This is a genomic window from Streptomyces sp. NPDC020731, from assembly GCF_044334705.1.
Classification (GTDB): domain Bacteria; phylum Actinomycetota; class Actinomycetes; order Streptomycetales; family Streptomycetaceae; genus Streptomyces.
Genome location: NZ_JBIRTN010000006.1, coordinates 231,411 through 246,077, shown reverse-complemented (window position 1 = coordinate 246,077; position 14,667 = coordinate 231,411). Strand labels below are relative to the sequence as shown.

Annotated in this window: 15 protein-coding genes and 1 tRNA gene; 4 read left to right on the top strand and 12 right to left on the bottom strand. The window is 72.0% G+C overall.

Annotated features, from left to right (window positions below):
* Nucleotides 1–23 precede the first annotated feature (23 nt).
* The 7 genes from ACH4VX_RS11860 to ACH4VX_RS11830 all read right to left on the bottom strand — a co-directional run bounded on the left by ACH4VX_RS11860 (nt 24) and on the right by ACH4VX_RS11830 (nt 5,510).
* Nucleotides 24–857, bottom strand: a complete 834-nt coding sequence (locus ACH4VX_RS11860; protein ID WP_398367225.1) for a carbohydrate ABC transporter permease — start codon at nt 855–857, stop codon at nt 24–26.
* Nucleotides 857–1,786, bottom strand: coding sequence for a carbohydrate ABC transporter permease (locus ACH4VX_RS11855; RefSeq protein WP_398367224.1), 930 nt, complete (start codon nt 1,784–1,786; stop codon nt 857–859). Before ACH4VX_RS11855 ends, ACH4VX_RS11860 begins: the two co-directional genes overlap by 1 nt.
* On the bottom strand, nt 1,783–3,066 hold the full coding sequence (locus tag ACH4VX_RS11850; protein WP_398367223.1) for an ABC transporter substrate-binding protein: 1,284 nt from the start codon (nt 3,064–3,066) through the stop codon (nt 1,783–1,785). The genes ACH4VX_RS11855 and ACH4VX_RS11850 overlap by 4 nt, the downstream gene beginning before the upstream one ends.
* A gap of 691 nt (nt 3,067–3,757) precedes the next feature.
* Nucleotides 3,758–3,831 (bottom strand) — tRNA-Pro (locus ACH4VX_RS11845).
* 165 nt (nt 3,832–3,996) lie between these two features.
* Nucleotides 3,997–4,356 carry an MmcQ/YjbR family DNA-binding protein gene (locus ACH4VX_RS11840; protein ID WP_398367222.1) on the bottom strand — a complete coding sequence of 120 codons (360 nt, stop codon included), beginning with the start codon at nt 4,354–4,356 and terminating at the stop codon, nt 3,997–3,999.
* Between the two features lie 30 nt (nt 4,357–4,386).
* Complete coding sequence (locus ACH4VX_RS11835; protein WP_398367221.1) at nt 4,387–4,932, bottom strand: GNAT family N-acetyltransferase; 546 nt, start codon at nt 4,930–4,932, stop codon at nt 4,387–4,389.
* Nucleotides 4,929–5,510, bottom strand: a complete 582-nt coding sequence (locus tag ACH4VX_RS11830; RefSeq protein ID WP_398367220.1) for a helix-turn-helix domain-containing protein — start codon at nt 5,508–5,510, stop codon at nt 4,929–4,931. The genes ACH4VX_RS11835 and ACH4VX_RS11830 overlap by 4 nt, the downstream gene beginning before the upstream one ends.
* A 713-nt stretch (nt 5,511–6,223) precedes the next feature.
* Between ACH4VX_RS11830 and ACH4VX_RS11825 the strand changes: the two genes are divergently transcribed.
* Complete coding sequence (locus ACH4VX_RS11825) at nt 6,224–6,532, top strand: hypothetical protein (protein ID WP_398367219.1); 309 nt, start codon at nt 6,224–6,226, stop codon at nt 6,530–6,532.
* A gap of 74 nt (nt 6,533–6,606) precedes the next feature.
* Entirely contained in the window at nt 6,607–7,164 is a 558-nt protein-coding gene (gene ssuE / locus ACH4VX_RS11820) for an NADPH-dependent FMN reductase (protein WP_398367217.1), read from the top strand.
* 137 nt (nt 7,165–7,301) lie between these two features.
* On the opposite strand, the gene ACH4VX_RS11815 is transcribed toward ssuE, so the two are convergent.
* The 3 genes from ACH4VX_RS11815 to ACH4VX_RS11805 form a co-directional block, all read right to left on the bottom strand.
* The gene (locus ACH4VX_RS11815; protein WP_398367216.1) at nt 7,302–7,571 is read right to left on the bottom strand and encodes a hypothetical protein; all 270 of its coding nucleotides are present in this window, start codon (nt 7,569–7,571) and stop codon (nt 7,302–7,304) included.
* 51 nt (nt 7,572–7,622) lie between these two features.
* Nucleotides 7,623–8,015: a VOC family protein gene (locus ACH4VX_RS11810; RefSeq protein WP_398367215.1), complete on the bottom strand. Its 393-nt coding sequence runs from the start codon at nt 8,013–8,015 to the stop codon at nt 7,623–7,625.
* Between the two features lie 169 nt (nt 8,016–8,184).
* Nucleotides 8,185–10,320, bottom strand: a complete 2,136-nt coding sequence (locus tag ACH4VX_RS11805) for a cellulose binding domain-containing protein (RefSeq protein ID WP_398367214.1) — start codon at nt 10,318–10,320, stop codon at nt 8,185–8,187.
* A 356-nt stretch (nt 10,321–10,676) separates the two neighbouring features.
* Here ACH4VX_RS11805 and ACH4VX_RS11800 point away from each other — a divergent pair, with 356 nt between their 5' ends.
* Entirely contained in the window at nt 10,677–10,835 is a 159-nt protein-coding gene (locus tag ACH4VX_RS11800) for a hypothetical protein (protein WP_398367213.1), read from the top strand.
* Between the two features lie 112 nt (nt 10,836–10,947).
* Here the strand turns inward: ACH4VX_RS11800 and ACH4VX_RS11795 are convergent, their stop codons facing one another.
* Entirely contained in the window at nt 10,948–11,325 is a 378-nt protein-coding gene (locus ACH4VX_RS11795) for an ASCH domain-containing protein (RefSeq protein ID WP_398367212.1), read from the bottom strand.
* Nucleotides 11,326–11,806: 481 nt separating this feature from the next.
* Between ACH4VX_RS11795 and ACH4VX_RS11790 the strand changes: the two genes are divergently transcribed.
* Nucleotides 11,807–13,531, top strand: a complete 1,725-nt coding sequence (locus tag ACH4VX_RS11790; protein WP_398367211.1) for a VanW family protein — start codon at nt 11,807–11,809, stop codon at nt 13,529–13,531.
* A 906-nt stretch (nt 13,532–14,437) separates the two neighbouring features.
* Here ACH4VX_RS11790 and ACH4VX_RS11785 read toward each other — a convergent pair.
* Nucleotides 14,438–14,650 carry a hypothetical protein gene (locus ACH4VX_RS11785; RefSeq protein WP_398367210.1) on the bottom strand — a complete coding sequence of 71 codons (213 nt, stop codon included), beginning with the start codon at nt 14,648–14,650 and terminating at the stop codon, nt 14,438–14,440.
* Between the last annotated feature and the right edge of the window lie 17 nt (nt 14,651–14,667).

Genomic DNA, 14,667 nt, shown 5'->3' with positions numbered 1-14,667 from the left:
GCGGCTCCTCCTTGCCTTCACGCTCATCCCTTGACCGCCCCGGAGGTCAGTCCGGCGACGATCCGCCGCTGGAAGAGCAGGACGAAGATGATGATCGGGATGGTGATCACCACGGCGGCGGCGGCGATCGACCCGGTGGGCTGCTGGAACTGCGAGCTGCCCGTGAAGAACGCGATCGCGGCGGGGACCGTGCGCGCGGACTCGGTGGAGGTCAGCGAGATCGCGAACAGGAAGTCGTTCCAGCAGAAGATGAACACGAGGATGGCGGTGGTGAACACGCCTGGCGCGGCCAGCGGCACGATGACCAGCCGGAAGGCCTGTGCGGGCGTGGCCCCGTCCACCTTGGCGGCCTTCTCCAGGTCCCAGGGGATCTCCCGGAAGAACGCCGACAGGGTGTAGATCGCCAGCGGCAGCGAGAAGGTCATGTACGGGATGATCAGGCCGAGCCAGGTGTCGAAGATCCCGATGATCCGTTCGATGTTGAACAAGGGAGAGACCAGGGAGATCGGCGGGAACATGGCGATGAGGAGTGACATGCCGATCAGCAGCCGCTTGCCGGGGAACCGCAGCCGGGCCACCGCGTAGGCGGCCATGGTGCCGAGGATCACCGCGATCACCGTGGCGATCAGGGCGATGCCGATCGAGTTGATCAGCGCCCGGGTGAACTCGGAGGTCTCGAAGATGCCCTGGTAGTTCTCCCAGGTCCAGTCCCGCGGAATGTAGTTGCCGTCGGTGAGGGTGCCGGGGTCCTTGAACGACAGCGCGGCGATCCACCACACCGGGAACAGGGCGTACAGCACCACCACGACATTGACGACGCCCCATCGGGCGGCGTGGGACCTGCCGGCGGCGGCCATCAGCGCTTCACCTCCGCGCCCGGTGCGGCGGCGCCGAACAGCTTGACGAAGGTGAAGGCGATGATCCCGACACAGAGGAAGATCAGGACCGAGATCGCCGACCCGATGCCCAGGTTCAGCGCGGTGAACAGGTTGTCGTAGCCGAGGATCGACAGGGAGCCGGTGCCCTGGGCGCCCGCGGTCAGGACGTAGATGTTGTCGAAGATCCGGAAGGCGTCCAGGGTGCGGAAGAGCAGGGCGACCAGGATGGCCGGTTTCATCAGCGGCAGCATGACCTTGGTGAACCGCTGCCAGGGGGTGGCGCCGTCGACCATGGCCGCCTTGAGGGTCTCCTCGGGGACGAGGGCGAGGCCGGCCAGCAGGAGCAGCGCCATGAACGGGGTGGTCTTCCACACCTCGGCGAGGACGATCAGCCACAGCGCGGGCCACTGTTCGGTGAGCGGGGCGTCACCGCTGGGCAGCAGCTCGGCGAGGTAGCCGAGTTCGGGGGTCCAGGCGTACTGCCAGGAGAAGGCCGCGACGACGGTGACGATGCCGTACGGGATGAGGACCGCGGTGCGCACCGTGCCGCGCAGGAAGAGCGTGCGGTGCATCACCAGGGCGAGGCCCATGCCGAGGACGAGCTCGATGGCCACGGACACGACGGTGAGGAACACCGTGACCCAGAAGGCGTCCCACCAGAACGGGGAGGACAGCACCGCGCCGTAGTTGCTCAGGCCCACGAACTCGGCCCGTGCAGGGAAGCGCAGGTCGTAGCGCTGGAGGGACAGGTAGACCGCGTAGCCGATGGGATAGGCGGTCACGGCGGTCATGACGAGGACGGCCGGTGCGCACAGCAGCCGGCCCAGGCGGCGCTCCTGCCTGGCTCCGGCCGACAGGGCCTTCTTGCCCTTCGTCCTGCCCTTGGTGGGCTCCGCCCTCGTGCTCACGGGATCACACCCTCGGATCGCAGGGCCTCGTCGATCTGCTCCCCGATGGTGTCGACCGCGCTCTCCGGCTCGATGCCGGACGGCGGGGACAGGGTGTGGGAGACGGCGATCGACACGTTCTGGTAGGCGGGGGTGAGCGGCCGTACGCTCGCCGATTCCAGGGCTGCCAGCACCTCCTCGGAGAAGGGGTACTCCTTCATGAAGGCGGGCTCGTCGTACAGGGCGCGCAGGGTGGGCGGCAGTCCGCCCTCGAGCGCGGCGGTGAGCTGGTTCTCCCGGTTCCGCAGGCACAGGGCCGCTTCGAAGGCCAGGTCGGGGTGGCGGGAGTAGGCGCTGACGGCGAGGTCGATGCCGCCGATGGTGGGGCGGGCGGGGCGGCCCGCGTCGACGCGGGGGTAGGGCGCCCAGCGGAAGTTCTCGAACAACCGCGGGTTGTTCGCCTTCATCGACGGATAGACGAACGGGTAGTTGAGCTCGAAGGCCGCCACGCCCGACTCCATGGCCAGGCGGTTCTGGTCCTCCATCTGGTTGGGCAGGGAGGGGTCGGCTGCCGGGGAGTTCGCGAGTTCCCGCATGATCGAGGCGGCCCGTACGGCGGGCGGGCCGAGGGAGGGCTCGGTGGCGCCGGTGTCGAGGATGGTGCCGCCCGCGCTGTTGATCAGCGAGTTGAACCAGACGGTGAGGCCCTCGTACTGGGCGCCCTGGATCTCCACGTGGTGCGGCCTGCCCTGCCGGGCGAGGTCGCGGGACATGTTCAGCATCTCGGACCAGGTCTTCGGCGGGGTGGGCACCAGGTCCTTGCGGTACCACAGGAGCTGGGTGTTGGTGTTGTACGGGACCGCGTACAGCTTGCCCTTCCAGGTGGCCGTCTGCAGCGGGACGCGGAGCGTGCCCTCGGTGGCCCGCCGTTTCGCCTCGCCCGTCCACTCACGGATCCAGCGGGCCTCGGCGAACTCCGCGGCCCAGGTGACGTCCAGGCCGAGGATGTCGAGGGAGTCGTCCTCGGCGGCGAGCCTGCGCACCATCTGCTGACGCTGGCCGTCGGCGGCCCGGGGCAGTTTGTTGTAGCTGATGCGGTAGCGGCCGCCGGACGCCCGGCTGCAGCGGTCGGCGGCCTGCTGCAGGGCGCCGGAGTCGTCGGGGAAGTTGTACCAGTCGAGGGTGGGCCGGGAGGTGTCCTCGTCGCCGCCGCAGGCGGCGAGCGCGGATGCCAGCAGGGTCAGCGCGACCAGCGCCCGCGTCCGTCGCGGCCTTCCGGTACGTCCGCGCCTCGCGTGCACGCGCTCCACACCTCGCTTCCGGGATGGCGGCGCGGGTGTCCGACCCCGCGGTAGTGCCTACCCGGCGAACATTAAACGGGACATAGGGTTACATCAAGGACATTCATTGATGACTCACCCACGGCACTCGGCGTGCGGGTGCCGGTTCAGCCGGTGGAGCCACCCGGCACCACCGGGCCGGTCCCGTAGGCCACGACGACGGCCCGGGCGTGGCTGTCGAGGTCGGGCTCGGTCATCGTGCGGTTCGGACGGGTTCGGCGAGGATCTTCGGCGCGCGGGGAGCGGGAGGCCCCGGGCGGTCCTCTTGACGAGGCCCCCTCCCCGCGCTCGGCCGTGCCCTGCTCGGCGCACGTCGGGTCGCGCGGCTTCCCCGTGTACCGCGCCGGCTCCGGGTCCGCGGGCGAGGTGCGGCCCGAGAGCGCTACGGCCGTGGTCGCGGTCGGTGCCGCGCGGAGGGAGGCGAGCAGAGCCCTCGTCCCGCCGTGACCATTCCTGATCACGGGTGAATCCACGCCGTCGGCTCCGGCGGATCGTCAGCCCGCTGGTCGACGATCGCGGTGAACCTCGGCGGTACTCCGTCGGAGGCACCCGACCGCGGTAGCAGGCGGCCCCTTCGGCCGGCGCGTGGAGAAATGGCGAAGAGGCCGCCTCGGGTGTCCCCGATACGGCCTCCGACCTGCTGCTCAACAAGTCGGGACGACAGGATTTGAACCTGCGACCCCTTGACCCCCAGTCAAGTGCGCTACCAAGCTGCGCCACGTCCCGTTGCCCGCCTGACCTGGGGATTCCCCGGGCCGAACGCGCACGGAAACCATACCGCACTCCGGGCGGTGATCGCGCACCCGTTTACGGCCGCGGGCGCTCCTCGGGGGCCGGGCGGACCGGGACGACGAGGCCGGTCGCCCCGGCGATCAGCGGTCCGAGGCGTTGTCAGTCCGCGGGCGGCAGACCCAGCAGGGGGTGTGCCTCGAGGAGCCGGGTCGGGGCCGCCTGGCGCCAGGAGTCGGCGAGGATGTCGCGCAGCTCGCCCTCGCCCTCCAGGGCGGCGAGGCGGACCCTGACCCAGGCGAACTGTGCCTCGTGGCCGGCTATCCAGAACTTCCCCGGTTCGGCGAGGGCCAGTTCGTCACGCTCCTCCTTGGGGCAGCGCACGGCGATGGAGGTCTCGTCCTCTGGCAGGGTGGCGAACATCTTCCCCGCGACCCGGAACGTGGGCATGCTCCAGGCGACCTTCTCCGTGGTGTCCGGCAGGGACAGGGCGATCCGTCGTACGTCTTCGGCATCCGGCATGGCAGGCACCGTAGCGGCCGGCACTGACACTCACCCTGTGACGGCCGGTACGGCGTCCGCTCCCGGGCGCTTGTAGTAGATCGTCGTCGGCCGCAGCACCCCGGCGGGGTCCGCCGCGTAGTCGGGGATGGCGCCGACGGGGGTCCAGCCGGAGGAGCGGTAGAGGTGCTCGGCCGGGCTGCCGGTCTCGGTGTCCAGGTGCAGCAGGGTGACGCCCCGCGCGGTGGCGGCCTCCTCCGCGACGGTCAGCAGCCGCCGGCCGAGGCCCCGGCCGCGGGCCGCGCGGTGCACCATCAGCTTCACCAGTTCCGCGCGGTGGGCGCTGTTGGGCTTGTCGGGGAGGGCGAGGCTCACGGTGCCCAGCACCCGCCCGGGTTCCTCGTACGCCACCCACACCGCGAGCCGGCCGGCGGCGACGGCCGCGGCCCGTTCCCTCCACCAGGCGGCGGCCTCCGCGCGGTCGAGCGGGGCGAGGAAGCCGACGGAGGCGCCGCCGTCCACCGTGTCGGCCAGCAGCTCGGCCAACGCCGGGGTGAAGTGGGTCAGTTGAGCGGCATCCAGCCGGATGGTGTTCACGGTCGCACCACCGCCAGTACGTAGCGCACGCCCCCGGGGCCGGGGCAGCGGAACCGGGTGGGTCCCCAGACGCGGAGTCTGAGGCAGTCGCCGTCGCCGAGACGGTGCTCGACGTCCCGGTCCGTCACGGCGAGGGTTCCCGCCAGGACCCAGATGTGCTGCTCCAGGCCGGGTACGGGCGGCCGGTCGTAGGCGATGTCCGCACCGGGGTCGAGCCGGCCCTCGACGAGCTCGCCGCGCAGTCCGCCGTGCGGCGGGGAGACGGAGCGTCGGACGAAACCGGAGGCCCTGTCCTCCCACACCGGTTGGTCGGCGGCCCGCACCACCGGTGCGGGTTCCGCCTCGATCTCGCTGAGCAGCTGGGACATGGTCCGACCGTAGACGGCGCACAGCCGGTTGAGCAGGGAGGCGGTGGGACTGGTCTCCGCCCGTTCGGCCCGGGACAGGGTGGACCGGCTGATCCCACTGCGCTCCGCCAGCTCTCCGAGCGACCAGCCGTGCTCACCCCTGAGCTCGGCCAGCCGCGCACCGAGCCGGACGTCGACGGGGTCCGGGGGCACGACCTCATTGCGTTTCACATTCGGGATAGTATCCCAAATACGAGATCTATTATGTCGCGTTCATGACAACATCGAGGCGGTCCGACCGGGCCGGAAGCCCGGCCGCTGACGGACGGGCCGTGGCCACCGTCCCGGGCGGTCCGGGCCGGGACCGGGAACGGCTCACTGTGGCCGCGCCCGGACGAGGCCGCGACACGTCCGGCCACCCGCCCGGGCGCTCCCCCCCGCCGCCTGACGGGTCTCCGATCTGCGATCAGGGACCCGTCCCGCCGAATGAGACACCCCTCGGTGTTCATTGACAGGCGCGCGCGGCTGCCCACAGGATGTGGCACATGCTCACGACGCACCCCGGCGTGGTGTGCCGCTACGTGGACCTGCGGCGCACCTGCAGCGCCCTCTGTCGCTGACCGACCGCCCTCCGCGGCCCCCAGGCGCCTGACCCCTTCCGTCGGTCACGGCCGTCCGCCGCTCGGCCGAGCCGCGCCCGCCGTCCGCGCCGCCCGCCTCCTGCGCGTTCCCCACCCCCCTCTCCGTGCGGGTCCGCCTCCGCGAACCCGTCGACGCCGTGTGCCCCGGCACACGGTGGCCCGCCGTGTGCGCCGAGCCCGTCCCGGCATGCCCCGGCACGCCCTGCCGGCGTCGGGGCGGTGGCGCGGCCCTCCCCTCCCCCGCCCCGCTCCCGCCTCCGGCCGTACGGCCCCGGGGGCCGGCACCGTCACAGAAAGTACGAGATGCCCGGACGACCCACGCCCCGACGACCCGGACCGCACCGCCGATCCGGCCGACCGCGTGCCGCCGCACCCGGCGCCGACCTGTCCGTCCCGGCCCTGTTGCCCGTCGGCGACGCGGACCGGCTCGCGGACCGCGACGCCCTCACCCGTACGGCCGAGCCCCGGTCCCGGGCCCGCCTTTCGGTGGTCCGGGGCGCCCGCCACGGCGTCCTCGACGACGTGAACCACCGCTCGGTGGCCGCCGGGACCGTCGCCTTCCCGGAGACGCCGCGCACCGCGCTGGTGCCGGTGGAGCCGAGCACCTGGTGAACACCGGGGCCACCACCGGAGCGCTCCCCCGGCTCGCCCTCCCCGCCCGAACCCCGATCCCGAAAGGTCCACCCATGGCCTCCATCCTGTCCGTCTCCGGAAGCCCCTCCACCGGTTCACGCACCGCGCGACTGCTGCGCCATCTCGACGACCGGCTGCGGCTGCACGGACACGACGTGACGCCGCTCGACGTGCGCACCCTCCCGGCGGAGGCACTCCTCGGCGCCGACTTCCGGCACCCGGCGATCACCGCCGCCACAGCCCTGTTCGAACAGGCGGACGGTGTGGTGATCGGCACTCCCGTGTACAAGGCCGCCTACTCGGGCCTGCTGAAGTCCCTGCTGGACCTGCTCCCGCAGTACGTCCTGACGGGCAAGACGGTCTTTCCGCTGGCCACCGGGGGCAGCACGGCCCACGTCCTGGCCATCGACTACGCGCTGCGTCCCGTGCTCAACTCCATGGGCGCGCTGCACATAGTCCCCGGCTGGTTCACCCTCGACCGGGACATCATCGTCGACGACGACGGCGCGACGGTCGTCGCGCCGGGCGCCGCCGAGGCCCTGGCACAGGTCACGGACCAGTTCTCGGCGGCGCTGGGAGGGGTCACGGCCAGGCTCGCGCCCACCGGCTGACCGGCGGGCCGCCGCGGCCGAGATCCACCTGCCCGACGGGGCACGGACGACGGCCGGGCCGGGCACGCACACGTTCACGACGCGGGGGGAGTGACCGGGAGGCGGCCGGGCTCCGGGAGGAGGGGCACGGGCAGGAATCACCTGGCCGGCTGGGGTGCGGAGCGGCGGGCGTCGACCGGCACCACTGCTCCCAGGGCTCCGAGCCCCAGCTCGTTCCACATGAACCAGGAGCGTTCCTGGCCGGAGGGCCCGAACAGATGGACCGCCAGTTCGTCACTGACGGTGACACGCCCGAAGCGCGGGACGACGGTGGTGGTCCTGACGTCGACGCCGGCCAGGTCGTCCGCGTCCGACCCGGTCGGGGGAGCGGCTCCGAGGCCGTGCCGCTGGATCGGCGGGTGCTTCACGGCAAGGGGAAGGCACGCACGGTCCGTGCCGTGCCGCTCGACAGTGTCCGGTCAGTTCTCCTGGAGCACGGAGAGGACGTTCCCGGCCGGGTCGGTGAACCACGCGATCGCCGCGGGGCCGTCGCCGCCGACCCGGACGACGCCCTTCTCGTCATGGTCGAATTCCGCGTAGCGCTCCAGGGTGACGCCGCGCCGCTCCAGTTCGGCGACGGCCGCCACGATGTCGTCGACGGGGAAGTTGAGGATCGTGAACGTCGCGGGGGCGTGCGTCTCCTTCGGGTAGACGAAGACCCGCGCGCCGCTGCCGAGCGTGAGGGCCAGCACCCGCATGTCCCCCTGCCCGGTCTCCTCCATCGGGAGGCCCAGAGTCTCGCCGTAGAACCGGCGGGCCTCGCCGAGGTCGTCGACCGAGAAACCGCTGAACGCCTGCGCCTGACCGAACATGCTCCGTGTCTCCTTCGCGGGTGGACCGTCCCACACGTCTCAGGCCACACCATGCGCGCCGGTGCGCGCCACACGGGGCGGCCGGATGGTCGCACGCCCTTCGTCCCGCAGGGAGACCGGTCCGTCCGGGAGCAGGTCACCCTGCCGCCGCTCCCGGACGGGCAGGGCGTCAGCCCCCCGAACAGACGGCGCCGTTGAGGCGGAGGACCGTCGGCTGCGGGTTGGGTCCGTCGTTGGCGCCGACGAAGCCGAACGCGGCCGTCGACCCGCCGTCCGGGGCCAGCGGCCCGGCGCCCTCGGGGGCGGTCACCCGTACGTGCCGGCCGGTCTGGTGGAACGTGGCGTTCCAGCCGGAGGAAACCGACTGACGGTCGGTCGGCCAGTCCCAGTCCACGGTCCAGCCGGTGATCGGGGTGTCCGAGAGGTTCCGGACGGTGACCGTGGCCACGAAGCCGTTGCCCCAGCTCGTGTCATGGTGGTAGGTCACCGCGCAGGGGGCGTCCGGCGGAGCACCGGTGGTGAAGGTCAGCGGGGTGGACGGTGCGGAGATCCGGCCCGAGGCGTCGGCCGCCAGCACGTTGACCGTGTGGGTGCTGCCCGGCGGCAGGTTCCCCAGGGTCACGGACGTGCCGGTGGTCTCGCCCACCACGTGGGTGTGCGCGCCGTCACGCTCCTGGACCAGGTAGCGGGTGGCGCCCGCCGCGCCCTCCCAGGACAGGCTCGCGGTGGTGTCGGTCACCGCCTCCAGACGCGGAGTCCCCGGAGCCTCGGCGCCGGAGGCGCCGGGCCCGGTGCCGGCCTCCGGGGTGAGGGTGACGGTGAGCATCCCGTACGGCGGCACGGTGACCCGGGAGGCGGACGCCCCGCCGTCGGAGAGGTCGGTGATGTCGCTGTCACCGCGCGCGTAACGGCTGACCTCGGGTGCGGCGGCGGACGGGGTGAAACCCGCGTACTCGAGGTCCACGGTCCGGGCGGCGTCCGGGCCCTTGTTGATGAGCAGGACGCTCAGCCGCCCGTCGCGACGGTGCACGGCGTGTACGGACACGTCCTGCGCGGAGGACGCGGCGGCGACCAGGGTGTCGCCCGCGGTGCCCAGTTCGCCGGTCATCTTCATGCCGTAGTAGGGGTGGAACGGCGTGTTGGGCGCCGGCTCGCAGACATCACCCGTACAGGCGCCGCTGGAGAGCATCCCCATGTCACCGTAGTCCGTCTCGCCGTCGACGGTGGTGATCCGGTCCGCGCCGTTGTGGGTGTTCCACCAGTCGACGGTGAAGACACCGTTCTCCAGGGCCGTCATGAAAGCGTCGGCCGCGAACAGGCCGTTGGGGCGGGCGGTGAGCCTGGCGCCGCCCGTGTTGGTGTTGATCTCGGTGAGGGCGATGCCGATGCGTGGTGAGTCGGCGCCCGCGTACCGGTCGAGCTGGCCGCGTACCTCCCGCAGTTCGCCGGGCAGCCTGGTCAGCCTCGTCATGGCGTCCTCGGCGGTGGTGTCGGCACCGCCCGCGTACCAGTGGACGCTCACGAAGTCGATGACGTCGGTGACTTCGGAGAGCACGGTGTGGTTCCAGTCGCCCGGATCGCCTTCGCCGACGACGCCGTCCGGCCAGTGGCCCGGGGTGGTGAGGACCGCGCCGATCTTGATGGTCGGGTCGACGGCCTTCATGGCCTCGGCGTAGGCGCGGACCTGACGGGCGTACTCCCGCGGGCTCTTGTCCTCGTGCTCGTCGTGCTCCCAGCCGTTGCCGTAGTGGCCGTTGCCGTAGATCTCGTTGCCGATCTCCCAGTACCGCGCGCCGTAGTCCTTGGTGACGTTGGCGTACCGGACCCAGCCGGCCGCCTCCTCGGGCGTGCCGGAGCCGTAGTTGGCGATCAGGATCGGCTGGGCGCCGGTGGCGCGGACGGTGCCCATGAAGGAGTCGAAGCCGGTGCCGGGGGCGACGTAGCCGCCGGGCGCCGTGTGCGTCTCCCAGTGGTAGATGTCCGCGTACGAGCCGCCGGGGTAGCGCATCGCCCCGACGTCGGCGGCCTTCATCAGGTCGGCGACCTCGGGATCGTTCATGTGGGAGTCCCAGACGGCCGCGTTGACTCCGCGTGCGGTGTCGGGCATGCGGCCCAGCGATGCCTGCGTGTTGACCCGGACGTCGACGTCCGCGGCAGGGGCCTCGGGGGCGGCGGCGGCCGACGCGACACCGGCGGCGTTCAGCGGGGACAGCAGGGCGAGCGCGGCGGTCAGGGCGGCGGCGGCGCGTGCGAGGTGGCGGGTGCCGGTACCGGCCGGCCGGCCGGGTCTCTGCGGCAAGGGCATGGGGGTCCTCCCTCGGGGTCCGGCGGCACGGGCGGGGCAGCGGGGGCCGGACCGTGCGCCCGGACAGGCGGAGTGCCGGCGCGGCAGCAGGACGTTCCGCGCCGGTGGCACAGGAAACGGTGCGTGGATGCGGTGCGGTCGTGCACGGGCGGCGCGCGGCGGATCCCGCCGATGGGAGCGCTCCCATGATGGGAGTGGTGTGACGTTCTGTCAACAGGCGGGCGGACTCCGGGGCATCGGACGCCCGGGGCGGCTGTTCCTCGCCGGTGCCGCGGTCCTCGCCGTCCCCGTCCGGTGGCGGCGCCGTCTCGTCACCCGGAACGCCCGGCCGGGAAGCACCGGGAGACACGCCGGACATGCACAGATCCCCCGACAGCGTGTCCTCGTTCGTGCGCGACGACCGTGGCGACGACGCGGAACCGGCCGTCGAACACGGACCGGACCTCGTCCAGCGGGTCCTCGGCGGTCTTCGTCTCGACGGACGCGCGGCACGGCCGGGGTGCGCCGCGCCTTGACGATCGCCGCCGATCCCGGTGACGGCGGTCGGCGGGTGCGTCACAAGCGGAGCGCGTGTGCCGCGGAACACCGGCCTGGCCCATGCCCAGGCCCCGGGGTCAAAACCCTTGGTCAACAGGTCTTCACGACGCGGAGGGCGAGGCACACGACGGGGGTGTCGTCCTCGACCTGCGCGCCCTCGCACCTCCAGAACCTGCGGTGGCCGGTGCGCCACTCCTCCAGGGAGGCGTCACCCTCGCCCTCGGCGGCGGCGTGTTCCCACGTGACCTCGCTGAAGGACCTCTGCTCCACCCCCGTGATCTCTATGGTGGCGATCGCGTGACCGTCGTCGTCCAGGAGGGCCATCCGCTCACCGACGAACTCGAGGCCCTCGGTCTCCTCGACGTACTCGGCCAGCAGACCGGTCGTGGCGGTCTTCCGCCCGGCCAGGACCAGGGAGTTCAACCGGCCCCGCAGCTCGCCCGGAGTGCCGAGCTCCATCGTGCGCATACCGTCAACTCGCGGCCACACCGCTCATCGCCTCGCTCGATCGTCCACGCGACGGGCGTGGGCCGCTTCGGAACGATCATTATGCGCCGCCGGCGAGCCCTCGCCCTCCCGCATCCCGTGGACCACGTGAAGGGCGGCCACCACAGCGTCTTCGGATGAGCCGCCCCGACGGTCCGGCGCGTCACCCGGGCCGGACCGGCGTGGTTCGTCCGGCGTGTGGCGAGCACTGCGACGAGAGACGTCACGGCCGACCCCGGCGGACCGGGCAGGAGCGGCCCCGGAGTGGTCGCCCGTTCGCAGGAGGAGCCGGGCGCCGAGCATGCGGGTGCCGTTGCACCCGCCCCTCGGGCCAATGATCCAAAACGCCCGTTGTGACCTTGGATATACCCTTTGGCTCCCGGTTGCGCGTAGCTTGGCCGACTGCTCTCGCACACGGTGCCGCAATATCGGATGCGCCTTACATCGATCGTTCAGGAGACCCATGCGCCCCCGGATAGCCTCTCTCCCGCCCGTCGCCCTGGCGGGTGGCGCGCTGACCGTCGGCATCGGCGGCCTGTACCTCGCCGGGCTGCTGCTCACCGGCGGTGAGATCGAGGCGGGGACGACGGTGCGCGGCGTGGACATCGGGGGCCTGACCCGCGAGGAGGCCACCCGGAAACTGGAGCGGCACCTGGTGGCGGCCGGCCCGCAAGAGCTGGCCGTACAGGTCGGCGACCGTAAAGGCGCGGTCGATCCGCGGCAGGCGGGGCTCACCTTCGGCATCCGGGAAACCCTGGACCGGGCGGCGTCCACCGGCGCCGGTCCGGTCAGCGTGATCGGCGGGCTGTTCCGCTCGGGCGGTGACATCGAGCCGGTCGTGCGAGTCGACGAGGACAGGGCCCGTACCGCCCTCGGGAAGCTGGCGAAGACGCTCGATGCGAAGGTCCGCGACGGTGCCGTCTCCTTCGCCGACGGCCGTGTCGAGCAGACCGCCCCGCGCACCGGGTACGCGCTGGACGTGGACGCCGCGATCGGCTCACTGCGCGCCCCCTTCCTGCGCGGCGCGGCGGACCCGGTCACGGTACTGCCCGCACGCGAGACCAAGCCCGAGGTCACGGCGGGAGAGGTCCGGCGGGCGGTGCGCGGGTTCGCGCAGCCGGCGATGTCGGCACCGGTCACGCTCACCGCGGGCGGCAAGCGGTTCACGCTCACCCCGGCCGTGCTGGGCGAGCACCTGACGATGCGGCCGGACGGCGCCGGCGGGCTCACACCGGAGCTCGACAGCAAGGGCCTGCGTGCCGCGCCGGTGGTGACCGACGCCCTGAACGGCCTCCCCGCCACACCCCGGAACGCCCGGCTGGGGCTCGAGGGCGACAGGGTCGTGGTGGCCGCCGACGCCAGGGCCGGCGTGGAGGTCACCGACAAGGCCCTGGGCAAGGCCGTCCTGCCCCTGCTCACCAAGTCGGGCACCGCCCGCACCGGCGAGGTGGACACGCGACGGATCCAGCCGGAGGTCACCCGCGAGAACGCGGCACGTCTGGGGCTGACGGAGCGGATGTCCTCCTTCACCGTCCATTTCGAACCGGCCGCCTACCGCACGACGAACGTCGGCCGGGCCGTGGAACTCATCAACGGCTCCGTCGTCATGCCGAACGAGACCTGGAGCTTCAACCGGACCGTCGGCGAGCGCACCGAGGCCAACGGCTTCGTCGACGGCGTCATGATCTACGACGACCAGTACAGGAAGGCGCCGGGCGGGGGCGTCTCCGCCGTGGCCACGACCGTCTTCAACGCGATGTTCTTCGCCGGGGTCAAGCCCGTCGAGTACGGCGCCCACTCCTTCTACATCGAGCGCTACCCCGAGGGCCGTGAGGCGACGGTCGCCTGGGGCAGCCTGGATCTGAGGTTCACCAACGACTCCGGCAAGGCCGTCTACATCCAGGCCGAGTCCACCGACACCTCGCTGACCGTCAGCTTCCTCGGTACGAAGAAGTACGACGAGGTCACGTCGGTCAAGGGGCCGCGCACCAACGTGCAGCAGCCGGAGACGAAGGTGAGCACCGATGGGCAGTGCGTGCCGCAGACCCCGCTCGAGGGCTTCGACGTCACCGTCGAGCGGGTCTTCCACGACGACGGCCGGGAAGTGAAGCGGGAACCGTTCCGCACGCGCTACACCCCGCGCAACGAAGTCACCTGCGAAGAGACGCCGAGCACGCGCCAGCCCTGAAGGACGCGACCCCGCCGGCTCGTCCGGCGTGACGTCGTCCCGGACCTCACCGGCCTGCACTCCCCGGTCGACCGACGGGTGCGCTGAACCGGGCCCCGCAGCGCCGCCCGCCCGGGTGGCCCGAACCGCTGGGGCCGTAGAACGCCCCGCGTCCGGCGTGCGGCGACGTGGCCGCAGCGCGGGCGGCGGCGCAGTGCGGACCGTGCCGAGGAGGATGCCGCGAGCAGGTTCGTGAGGGCGACGCCCGCATGGGACAGGTTGCCGGTGATGCCCCGGTCACCGGCTGCGCTGCTGCGGCCGGGTTCCAGCCCGAAGAGTCCGAACGCGATCTTCGACTGCTCGGCCGACACCCCCGCCGAATCATCACCGAACTCGGGGAGACCCGCGCCAGGCCCCGCTCGGCGTGGCCCTGACCGGCGACACCACCCGGTTCACCGGACCGCCTTTCCACGAGTCGGCATGGTGGCCGCACACATAGCCAACCCTCAAACCATGTTCCCTCGCCACATGTGCGCCTGACCTGCGGATTCCTACGGTGTGGCGACACGCAAACGTCCCCGTCACACCCCAGGAAGTGATGCCGATGTCGTCGCCCGCAACCGCTCCACCAGCCCCGAACAACCTCAAGCGCATCGTCGCCACGTCCCTCATCGGCACCACCACCGAGTGATACGACGACTTATTCGATCAGGGCCAGGGCCTGGGGTTTTACCTCATCGGCGGACTGAAGGTCAGCACCGAACCAGCACCGGAACCCGACCGTTGCCGGTCGGGCAGCGGATAGGGGCTCGACTCGGTGCCGGGGAGGGGGTCCAGAGGCCGGCGGGACTCACAGACGTCGGAAAAGCCGGTGTTCTCATCTGCCACCGTTTCGGTCCACGCCGCACCACCCCTGACTTCGCTCTGTCACGAGTGGTAGAGCACCCGCACCACCATCGTGTCGGCGGACAGGCCCTCCAGACAGGCGTTGAACATCCGCTCGTAGTCGGGGCCGCCGCCCTCCACCCACCGCCCGCCGAGGGTGAGCGGGCCGGCGACGGACTGGACGGTGTTACTTGTGCTCCCGGCGGCCGAGGTGTCGAACCGGGGCCCGCCGGTTCTCCAGATGGGCGATACCACGCTCGATCCGGACACGG

Bases quoted from the DNA above. Each gene is read 5' to 3' on its own strand.
- ACH4VX_RS11795 (WP_398367212.1), bottom strand. From the start codon at position 11,325: ATGCGCACGATGGAGCTCGGCACTCCGGGCGAGCTGCGGGGCCGGTTG.
- ACH4VX_RS11825 (WP_398367219.1), top strand. From the start codon at position 6,224: ATGCCCGGACGACCCACGCCCCGACGACCCGGACCGCACCGCCGATCC.
- ACH4VX_RS11790 (WP_398367211.1), top strand. From the start codon at position 11,807: ATGCGCCCCCGGATAGCCTCTCTCCCGCCCGTCGCCCTGGCGGGTGGC.
- ACH4VX_RS11860 (WP_398367225.1), bottom strand. From the start codon at position 857: ATGGCCGCCGCCGGCAGGTCCCACGCCGCCCGATGGGGCGTCGTCAAT.
- ACH4VX_RS11805 (WP_398367214.1), bottom strand. From the start codon at position 10,320: ATGCCCTTGCCGCAGAGACCCGGCCGGCCGGCCGGTACCGGCACCCGC.
- ACH4VX_RS11800 (WP_398367213.1), top strand. From the start codon at position 10,677: ATGCACAGATCCCCCGACAGCGTGTCCTCGTTCGTGCGCGACGACCGT.
- ACH4VX_RS11810 (WP_398367215.1), bottom strand. From the start codon at position 8,015: ATGTTCGGTCAGGCGCAGGCGTTCAGCGGTTTCTCGGTCGACGACCTC.
- ACH4VX_RS11840 (WP_398367222.1), bottom strand. From the start codon at position 4,356: ATGCCGGATGCCGAAGACGTACGACGGATCGCCCTGTCCCTGCCGGAC.
- ssuE (WP_398367217.1), top strand. From the start codon at position 6,607: ATGGCCTCCATCCTGTCCGTCTCCGGAAGCCCCTCCACCGGTTCACGC.